Below are 9357 nucleotides of genomic sequence, written 5' to 3'. Positions count from 1 at the left end.
CGATGGAAGAGAAGCTCCGCTTCGCCATCCGTGAAGGCGGCCGCACCGTCGGCGCAGGCGTCGTGTCGAGCATCATCGAGTAAAAAGCCTCGATCGCCCCCGCGATCCGCGGGGGCGGCGGGGATCGAAAGCCGGCGCGGGGCGAAAGCTTCGCGCCGGATTGCGTTCGGGGCCGTGCCCTTCAGTTTCCCACCATCACAGGAAAGCCGCCGTGAAGGATCACATCCAGTTCGCCTATGCCCTGTCGGGCGGGGAGCGCGGGCGCAGCCTGCATGAAGACGCGGAGATCGCGAACGCTCTGCGACAGCCCGACCTGGCCTGGCTGCACATGGCCGCCTCCCACGAGGAGACTCGCCCTTGGATCGAGGAGCACCTGTCCTATCTCGATCCGTCGATCCTCGGTGCGCTGCTCGCGCAGGAGACGCGGCCGCGGGTCATGGCCTTCGAGGAGGGGCTGCTGGTGATCTTGCGGGGGATCAACCTCAACCCCGGCGCCGAGCCCGAGGACATGGTCTCGATCCGCATCTGGCTCGATGCAGCGCGCATCGTGTCCCTGTCGCAGCGCTACCTGCGCTCCTTGTGGGAGGTGGCGGAGGCCGCCGGGAGCGGCGACGGCCCGCGGGCGCCGTCAGACTTCCTCGAGACGCTTCTGCAGAAGATAATCGGGCGGATCGAGACACACCTGTCCGATCTCGATGACCGCGTGGACGAGCTCGAGGAGACGGTGATCGACGGAGCCGATCCGCGCCTGCGGGTCCAGATCACGGATATGCGGCTCGAGACCACGGAACTTCGACGCTATATCTCGCCGCAGCGTGATGCGCTTGCCGATCTCGTCAGGGCGCCGGTGACATGGTTCGACGAAGCCGACCGGCGCAGGCTCGGCGAGCTGCATCAGCGGATGGTGCGGTCCGTCGAGGAGCTTGATTCGATCAGGGAGCGGCTGCAGACCCTGCGCGACGAGCTGGCAAATGCGATGGACGAGCGGTTGAACCGCAATCTCTACGCTCTGTCGATGATCTCCGCGATCTTCCTGCCGCTCGGGTTCCTGACCGGGTTGATGGGGATCAACCTTGGCGGCATTCCGGGCGCGGAGAATCCCAACGCCTTCTGGATCTTCACCGGGGGGGTGACGGTCCTGATGGTCGCGATGCTCGGAGTGCTGCGCTGGCTGCGCTGGATCTGAGAACGGCGCGCCCCTGCAGGGCGCGCCGCTTCCATACCATCCGCCCGATGCGGGCTGAGCAGGTGTCCGGGGTTCAGACCGCGTCGGCGTTGACCCCGCCCTGGGCGATCTTGGTCATCCGGCGATCGCCGTCATAGGTCGAATCGAGGCATTCCTGAAGCACGGACGCATCGCTGTCGAGATCGAGACGGTTGGCGAATGCAACGACGCAGCCATAGCCGGCAAGGGCGTAATGCACCATGCGCTGATATTGCGTGATGATCATCGCATCGCGGGTGTCGTCGTCACCGAACTCCTCGTCGAGCGCATGTGCATGCGCCTCGGCGACGAGACCTTCCATGCCCTTGCAGTGCTCTCCGGTGGGGTCGATCCCGTGCTCCGAGCACAGGCTCGCGATCTTGTCCATTCCGGTGCTGATGCCGTTCGAGCCGTCGATCAGCGCCTCGCTCAGATCCTTGTCCTTGGCGGCGCGGCCGAGCTTTGTGGTCGCGTCGAGGGATTGCTTGCATGCGCTGTAGAGGTCCTGAAGCTGGTCCAGGTAGACGTCCTTGAGGGAATTCATGGCCATCGTGTTTTCCTTTCGCTATGTGGCGATCTGGCCGGGCAACGTCTCGAAAGGGCGGATGTTCCGTTCCCGTCCACGCATTCGCGGAGCCCTGCCGGCACGGCGCGCGCGGGTCGGCCCACGGAGGGCGACGATTGCGTCTTGACCCTCGGGCGCGGCTGTCATACCCCGTTCTCGGCTTAGGGGTTTAGCTCAGTTGGTAGAGCATCGGTCTCCAAAACCGAGGGTCGTGGGTTCGAGTCCCCCAACCCCTGCCATTTCTCTCAGATCGACGGGATGAAGGTGCCGGAGCGCGCCGCGCGGATGCGCGTTCGTGCAGCGGTCATGGTGGCACATGTGCCAGCGAATGCGCATCACTCGGTGGATTGGTGACCCCGGCAGGACTTGAACCTGCAACCTATCCCTTAGGAGGGGATTGCTCTATCCAGTTGAGCCACGGGGCCATGGCAGTGCCATACCCAAAGCCGGGCGGAGCGTCCAGCGATTTGGGCCGGTCCGCCGCATCCGCGCGTGGGTTCGGGGCCCTTCGGCGAAGGCGGCAGGGCAGGGCGCCCGGCGGCACTCAACGGGCCGGCAAGCTCTTCAGGATGGCCTGCGCGGCTTCCCGCGGATCGGACGCTTTCCAGATCGGACGTCCCACGACGATATGATCGGCGCCTGCCGCGATGGCGCCTTCGGGCGTCGCGATGCGTTTCTGATCGCCGGCATCGCTTCCGGCGGGGCGGATGCCCGGCGTGACGATCAGCTTTCCCTCCGCCTCGGGCAGGGCGCGGATGCGGGCGGCCTCGTTGGGCGAGGCGATGATTCCGTCGGCGCCCGCCCCGAAGGCCCGCGCCGCCCGCATCGCGACGATATCCTCGATGGCGCCCGGGGCGATCATCGCCGCATCGAGATCGGCACGGTCGAGCGAGGTCAGGACGGTGACGGCGAGGATCTTCATCTCGCTTCCGCGCGCGCCGCGCCGCGCGGCCTCGACCACATGCGGATCGCCATGCACGGTGAGCAGGTCGATGTCGAACTGCGCCAGCCCGCGCACCGCCGCCTCGACCGTCGCACCGATGTCGAAGAGCTTCATGTCGAGGAAGATGCGCTTGCCATGCTCGCCCTTGAGCTCGTTCGCGAGGGCGAGGCCGCCGCCGGTGAGCATGCCGAGACCGATCTTGTAGAAGCCGACGGCATCGCCGAGCTTGCGCGCGAGTTCCAGCCCCGCGAGGGCGTTGTCCACGTCGAGTGCGACGATCAGGCGCTCATCGCCCGGGCGCGCCGTGCCCTGTTGTGCGTCGGTCATGAAGGTTGGCTCCCGCGTCAGTATCAAGATGACAGTCCTGTGACGGATTGACCGCATCAAGGCAAGCGGCGGAACTGCGCGGGCCTACGGCTTGTTGACCGATCAACCAAACGTAAACGCTGATAGGAGGCATGGCATGTCCAAGCCCGAAAAACACAGGAACAATTCGTTCCTGGTCCCCCTCGGGGTCACATCGGCCGCGACCGTGACTGCCCTCGTGGCGACCTTCGTCTTCCTCGATCGCATGCCCGCCCCGGAGGGCGATGCCGAAAGCCCCGCGGCCGAAAGCCGACCGACCGGTGCCGGCACCATGCCGGAAGGCGTTGCCGACGACGTCACCGAAGGGATCGGCGATGCAGGCGCGCCGGCGGTCGAGCAAGCCGAAGCGGCCCCGGAGGATGGCTCCGCTGCGCAGGACGAGATGGCGGCGGGCACGCAGGCGGCACCGTCCGGAGATGATACCGCCGCAACCGGCGCGAATGAGGAAGTCTCCGAAGCGCAGACCCTTTCGCCGGCCGCTGAAACCGAGACGGGCACGCCGCAGGGTGCCGACATCGTCGAGGCCGCGCCGGCGGACGGATCGGCCGAGCAGGAACCCGACAGCGATTTCGTCGTCGATACCAATTCGGGCGCGCCCGAAGGTGAGGGCGGCGAGGCGGAGCCAAGCCAGTTGACCGCAGCCCCCGAGGGGCGCGATACGGTTACCAATCTCGACCCCGAGCCGGGCGAGGATGTCGTGGTCGATACCGATAACGGCGGAACGCCGTTCATCCCCACCAAGTCGGGCCCCGACGGCGGTGACGGAAACGCCCTTTCGGCGGAGTGAGCAATCTGCGCGGCGGCGCGCGCCGCCGTGACGGATGCATCAGGATGATCTGAGCCAAGCCGCAAGGTCTGACAGACGAAACCCCGGCTCGCTTGTCAGCGGACCGGGGTCTGGGTCTGCGAAATGGCGCTGGACGGTAACCGAAATGGGTCAGGCAACCTCGGCGGTGCGCTGCGACTGGACTGCCAGGCGATTGCGCACCAGGATGGCGGCATCTTCGAGCAGGCGGGTGCGCAAAGGCGCATCGCCACGTGCCAGCACGTTGGTGCGGATGCCGATGGCGCGGACCGGCTGATGCGCGGTCTTCACGATGAGCGTGACCTTGGCCTCGATCCGGCCGAAATCGCGAGCATAGCTGACATTGCTGATGGTGGCATCGAGAACGATCATGAGGCGCTCCTTTCCGAGCATACGCACTGCCGGGCCGCCGGTAAGGCAGTGCCGGGCCGCGTGATGGGCTGGGGGTGCCGGCTGCACCGGATCGGCGCGACGGCGCGGCGGGTGCCGGCTACGTGTCGTGCTGTGATGCAATCGGATGTCATGGTTGGACCTGCTCGCTCGTGACCGTTTTCCCGGCCGTATTGGGATCTGAACGCAGTCTCTTGTTGATAAGTTCCCCCCCGAGGGGGCGGGTGGCGCCGGGGCAGCCCGGCCGGCCCCGTGGTCGCCGTGACATTTACCGCACAGTCGGTCTCGCCGATCCCTTGAACTGCGCCCCGCCTCCACCCATCTTTTCGTCAAAGGCCCGGCCGAACCTAATGCGCTGACTTTCAGGCATTTTCAGGCGGGCGCTTAACGAGGAGAGACGACATGAACATCGAGAAGTTCACCGAACGCGCGCGGGGGTTCATCCAGGCCGCGCAGACCATCGCCATGCGCGAAAACCACCAGAGGATGGCGCCCGAGCATCTGCTCAAGGCCCTTCTGGACGATGATCAGGGGCTTGCCGCGAACCTGATCCGCCAGGCCGGCGGCGCGCCCGAGCAGGTCGCGCAGAGCAACGACCTGGCCATCGCCAAGCATCCCAAGGTCACCGGCGATGCCGGGCAGGTCTACCTCGACGCGGCGACGGGCCGGGTGCTCGACGAGGCCGAGAAGCTCGCCCAGAAGGCCGGCGACAGCTTCGTGCCGGTCGAGCGCATGCTGACGGCCCTTGCCATGACGAAATCCAAGGCGCGCGAGGCGCTCGAGGCGGGCGCGGTCAATGCGCAGGCCCTCAACGCGGCCATCAACGACATCCGCAAGGGTCGCAAGGCCGACAGTGCGAATGCCGAGGAGGGCTATGACGCGCTCAAGAAATACAGCCTCGATCTGACCGAGCGGGCCCGCGAGGGCAAGATCGACCCGATCATCGGGCGCGACGAGGAAATCCGCCGCGCGATGCAGATCCTGTCGCGGCGCACCAAGAACAACCCCGTCCTGATCGGCGAGCCCGGCGTCGGCAAGACCGCCATCGCCGAAGGACTGGCCTTGCGCATCGTCAATGGCGATGTGCCCGAAAGCCTGCGTAACAAGCAGCTGCTGAGCCTCGACATGGGGGCGCTCATCGCGGGGGCGAAATATCGCGGCGAGTTCGAGGAGCGGCTCAAGGCGGTCCTGTCGGAAGTGACGGCGGCGGCCGGCGAGGTCATCCTCTTCATCGACGAGATGCATACGCTCGTGGGCGCGGGCAAGGGTGACGGCGCGATGGATGCGGCGAACCTGATCAAGCCGGCGCTGGCGCGCGGCGAGCTGCATTGCGTCGGGGCGACGACGCTCGATGAGTATCGCAAGCATGTCGAGAAGGACGCGGCGCTCGCACGCCGGTTCCAGCCCTTGACGGTGAGCGAGCCGACCGAGGCCGACACGGTCAGCATCCTGCGCGGCATCAAGGAGAAATACGAGCTGCATCACGGGGTGAGGATTTCCGACTCGGCTCTCGTCGCCGCGGCCCACCTGTCGAACCGCTACATCACCGACCGTTTCCTGCCCGACAAGGCGATCGACCTCGTGGACGAGGCGGCGAGCCGTCTGCGCATGGAGGTCGACAGCAAGCCCGAGGCGCTCGACGCGCTCGACCGCGACATCTTGCAAAAGCAGATCGAGGCCGAGGCGCTGAAGAAGGAGGACGACAAGGCATCCAAGGACCGTCTCGCCAAGATCGAGCAGGAGATCTCCGATTTGCAGGAGCGCTCCTCCGAGCTGACCGCGAAATGGCAGGCCGAGCGTGACAAGCTCGATACCGCGCGCGGGATCAAGGAGCGTCTCGACCGGGCACGGGCCGAGCTGGACCAGGCCAAGCGACAGGGCGATCTGGCCCGTGCCGGCGAGCTCAGCTACGGCGTCATCCCGCAGCTCGAGCGCGAGCTGGGCGTGGCCGAGCAGGCCGAGAGCGACGTGATGGTCGAGGAGGCCGTGCGGCCGGAGCAGATCGCGCAGGTCGTCGAGCGCTGGACCGGGATCCCGACCAGCAAGATGCTCGAGGGCGAGCGCGAGAAGCTGCTGCGCATGGAGGACGAGCTTGGAAAGCGGGTCATCGGACAGCGCACGGCCGTCACCGCCGTCGCCAACGCGGTGCGCCGGGCGCGGGCCGGGCTCAACGACGAGAACCGGCCCCTGGGCTCGTTCCTCTTTCTCGGGCCGACCGGTGTGGGCAAGACCGAGCTGACCAAGGCCGTGGCCGAGTACCTCTTCGATGACGACAACGCGATGGTCCGGATCGACATGAGCGAATTCATGGAGAAACACGCCGTCAGCCGCCTGATCGGCGCGCCTCCGGGCTATGTCGGCTATGACGAGGGCGGCGTGCTGACCGAGGCGGTGCGCCGGCGTCCCTACCAGGTGATCCTCTTCGACGAGGTCGAGAAGGCGCATCCGGACGTGTTCAACGTGCTGCTCCAGGTGCTCGATGACGGGGTGCTCACGGACGGGCAGGGCCGGACCGTGGACTTCAAGCAGACGCTGATCATCCTGACCTCCAACCTTGGGAGCCAGGCGCTCAGCCAACTGCCCGAGGGCGCCGATGCCGCGCAGGCCAAGCGCGACGTGATGGATGCGGTCAGGGCGCATTTCCGGCCGGAGTTCCTCAACCGGCTCGACGAAACGGTGATCTTCGACCGGCTCGCGCGGGATGACATGGACGGGATCGTCGATATCCAGCTGGCGCATCTGGAGCGGCGGCTTTCGGGGCGCAAGATCGCCCTGGAGCTCGACGAAAGCGCGCGCACCTGGCTTGCCGACGAGGGCTATGATCCGGTCTTCGGGGCGCGTCCGCTCAAGAGGGTGATCCAGCGTCACCTCCAGGATGAGCTGGCCGAGATGATCCTCGCGGGGGATGTCGCCGATGGCGCCGCGGTGCCGGTTTCCGCAGGCGCCGAGGGCCTCATCGTCGGCGGCCGGGTCAGCAGCTCGCGCCGCACGCCGCCGCCATCGGCGGTGGTGCACTGAGCGCCGCGGCCCGGGCGGCCGGGTAACACGATGAAAGGGGGCGGGCGGTCCGGCGGGGCCTCCCGCCCCCTTTTGCTTGGGCGGCGAACCGATCGTGCGGCGGCGGCGTTCGTAACGAAACACACGAAGGCTTGACGCGTCGTGTCTGTGCCGGGGCGGGGCCGCGCGCTACCATCGCACAACGCCCGTTGCCCCGACGTGCCGTGATTGCGCGCCGGGGCCGATGAATGGAGGACGACATGGCAGGACGTTTCAAGAGCACGCTGCGCTGGTCGCAGGTCACGCCGGAAGCGCAATATCTCGACCGGCGGCAGTTGATGGGCGGCGCCGGGGCGCTTGCCCTGAGCGCGGCCATCCTTCCGCGCGGGGCTGCGGCCGCATCGCGCTATTCGACCGATGCCGAGCCGAACAGCTACGAGGACATCACCAGCTACAACAACTTCTACGAGTTCGGCACCGGCAAGGGCGATCCGGAGGATCATGCGGGCCAGCTCACGACAGAGCCATGGTCGGTGAAGATCGACGGGCTTGTCGATCGCCCCGGAACCTACGGCTTCGATGACATCATGGCCAAGATGACGGTGGAGGAGCGGATCTACCGCCTGCGCTGTGTCGAGGCATGGTCGATGGTCGTGCCGTGGATGGGCTTCGAGCTTGCGGACCTGCTCGACATCGTTGGGGTGAAGCCGTCGGCCAGGTTCATTTCCTTCGAGACGCTGGTGCGGCCAGAGGAAATGCCCGGACAGAAATATCCCGTGCTCGACTGGCCCTACCGCGAGGGGCTCCGGCTCGACGAGGCGCGCCATCCGCTCACGATTCTGGCGACCGGTCTTTATGGCAAGCCGATGCCCAACCAGAACGGCGCGCCGCTGCGCCTCGTGGTGCCGTGGAAATACGGCTTCAAGTCGATCAAGTCGATCGTCAGGATCACCGCCACCGACAGCCAGCCGCAAAGCACCTGGAACATGCAGGCGCCGCGTGAATACGGCTTCTACAGCAACGTGAACCCCGAGGTGGATCACCCGCGCTGGAGCCAGGCCACCGAGCGGCGCGTGGGCGGCGGTCTGTTCTCTCGTCGGCAGGATACGTTGATGTTCAACGGCTATGGCGACGAGGTGGCGTCCCTTTATGCCGGCATGGACCTGCAGAAGAACTTCTGATGGCACTGGCTGCAACCGTGAACGGCGCAGTGCGGCGCATCCCCGTCTGGGCGGTCTATGCCCTGGGGGTACTGCCGCCCGTATGGTATTTCTACCTGGGACTGACGGGTGGGCTTGGTGTCGAGCCGATCAAGGCGCTCGAGCAGAAGATCGGTCTTCTGGCGTTGCAGATGCTGATCGCGGTCCTCGCGGTCACGCCGCTGATGCGGCTCACCCGGATCAACCTGATGAAGTTCCGCCGCGCACTGGGGGTCCTGACCTTTTACTACGTGACATGCCACCTGCTGGCCTGGCTCGTGCTCGACATCCAGGATCCCGCGCGGATCTGGGCCGACATCCTGAAGCGTCCCTATATCACGGTCGGGATGGCGGGGTTCGCGCTTCTGCTGCCACTCGCCATCACATCCAACAACCTGTCACTGCGCAAGCTCGGGCCGCTGCGCTGGCGCCGCCTGCACAAGCTTACCTACGTGGCAGCGCTCTTGGGCGCCGTGCATTACGTGATGCTCGCGAAGGGATTGCAGCTCGAGCCGCTGATCTATCTCGCCATCATCACGGGGCTGCTGGCTCTCCGGCTGCCAATGATGCGCCGCGCACGCACCGCCTGAGATGGTCGTGCGGGTGGGATTCGCCCCGTGATGGGGGCCGATTCCATTCTCGCGCGGCGATACGCGGTTCGGCCGGGACTGGCATGATGGACGTACGAGAGGGGTGAGCAACAAAGATTGCATCAAGGGTCCCTGTAGTCACGAATGATGCGCACCATACCACATCTGCGCACGAATAGAAAAAGTTCCGGGAAATGCACCGATGGGCGGATTTTCTGCTTGCGGGTTTTGTTGGGTAGTCTTAGACACCCCTTCACCGGCGGCGCTGAGGCGCTGGCGGGGCGGATCGGACGGGCCT

Annotated in this window: 9 protein-coding genes and 2 tRNA genes; 7 read left to right on the top strand and 4 right to left on the bottom strand. The window is 66.3% G+C overall.

Annotation, left to right across the window (positions count from 1 at the left end):
- Together PMES_RS15675 and PMES_RS15670 are read left to right on the top strand one after the other, a co-directional pair.
- A partial coding sequence (locus PMES_RS15675; RefSeq protein ID WP_201288972.1) for an EF-Tu C-terminal domain-related protein occupies positions 1 to 83 on the top strand: 83 nt, incomplete at its 5' end.
- A gap of 128 nt (positions 84 to 211) precedes the next feature.
- Positions 212 to 1186 (top strand): zinc transporter ZntB, encoded by a 975-nt coding sequence (locus PMES_RS15670; protein ID WP_159966681.1) that lies wholly within the window; start codon positions 212 to 214, stop codon positions 1184 to 1186.
- 73 nt (positions 1187 to 1259) lie between these two features.
- Here the strand turns inward: PMES_RS15670 and PMES_RS15665 are convergent, their stop codons facing one another.
- On the bottom strand, positions 1260 to 1754 hold the full coding sequence (locus PMES_RS15665; protein ID WP_159966680.1) for a ferritin-like domain-containing protein: 495 nt from the start codon (positions 1752 to 1754) through the stop codon (positions 1260 to 1262).
- A 178-nt stretch (positions 1755 to 1932) separates the two neighbouring features.
- Here PMES_RS15665 and PMES_RS15660 point away from each other — a divergent pair.
- A tRNA-Trp gene (locus PMES_RS15660) sits at positions 1933 to 2008 on the top strand.
- Between the two features lie 109 nt (positions 2009 to 2117).
- Here the strand turns inward: PMES_RS15660 and PMES_RS15655 are convergent.
- Positions 2118 to 2194 (bottom strand) — tRNA-Arg (locus PMES_RS15655).
- A gap of 119 nt (positions 2195 to 2313) precedes the next feature.
- Entirely contained in the window at positions 2314 to 3039 is a 726-nt protein-coding gene (pyrF, locus tag PMES_RS15650; RefSeq protein ID WP_159966679.1) for an orotidine-5'-phosphate decarboxylase, read from the bottom strand.
- A 136-nt stretch (positions 3040 to 3175) separates the two neighbouring features.
- On the opposite strand from pyrF, the gene PMES_RS15645 reads away from it, so the two are divergent.
- Positions 3176 to 3865 (top strand): prolipoprotein diacylglyceryl transferase, encoded by a 690-nt coding sequence (locus PMES_RS15645; protein WP_159966678.1) that lies wholly within the window; start codon positions 3176 to 3178, stop codon positions 3863 to 3865.
- Between the two features lie 150 nt (positions 3866 to 4015).
- On the opposite strand, the gene PMES_RS15640 is transcribed toward PMES_RS15645, so the two are convergent.
- Positions 4016 to 4255, bottom strand: coding sequence for a hypothetical protein (locus PMES_RS15640; RefSeq protein WP_159966677.1), 240 nt, complete (start codon positions 4253 to 4255; stop codon positions 4016 to 4018).
- Between the two features lie 420 nt (positions 4256 to 4675).
- On the opposite strand from PMES_RS15640, the gene clpB reads away from it, so the two are divergent.
- The 3 genes from clpB to msrQ all read left to right on the top strand — a co-directional run bounded on the left by clpB (position 4676) and on the right by msrQ (position 9059).
- A complete protein-coding gene (gene clpB, locus PMES_RS15635; RefSeq protein ID WP_159966676.1) occupies positions 4676 to 7291 on the top strand; it encodes an ATP-dependent chaperone ClpB in 2616 nt (871 codons plus the stop codon).
- Positions 7292 to 7530: 239 nt separating this feature from the next.
- Positions 7531 to 8451 (top strand): protein-methionine-sulfoxide reductase catalytic subunit MsrP, encoded by a 921-nt coding sequence (gene msrP / locus PMES_RS15630; RefSeq protein WP_159966675.1) that lies wholly within the window; start codon positions 7531 to 7533, stop codon positions 8449 to 8451.
- Positions 8451 to 9059 (top strand): protein-methionine-sulfoxide reductase heme-binding subunit MsrQ, encoded by a 609-nt coding sequence (gene msrQ, locus PMES_RS15625; protein ID WP_159966674.1) that lies wholly within the window; start codon positions 8451 to 8453, stop codon positions 9057 to 9059. The genes msrP and msrQ overlap by 1 nt, the downstream gene beginning before the upstream one ends.
- Positions 9060 to 9357: the final 298 nt, after the last annotated feature.

The sequence above is a fragment of the Profundibacterium mesophilum KAUST100406-0324 genome (assembly GCF_009835145.1).
Classification (GTDB): Bacteria; Pseudomonadota; Alphaproteobacteria; order Rhodobacterales; family Rhodobacteraceae; genus Profundibacterium; species Profundibacterium mesophilum.
Note: the sequence above shows the minus strand (reverse complement) of the source record. Positions and strands in the feature narration are given on the sequence as shown.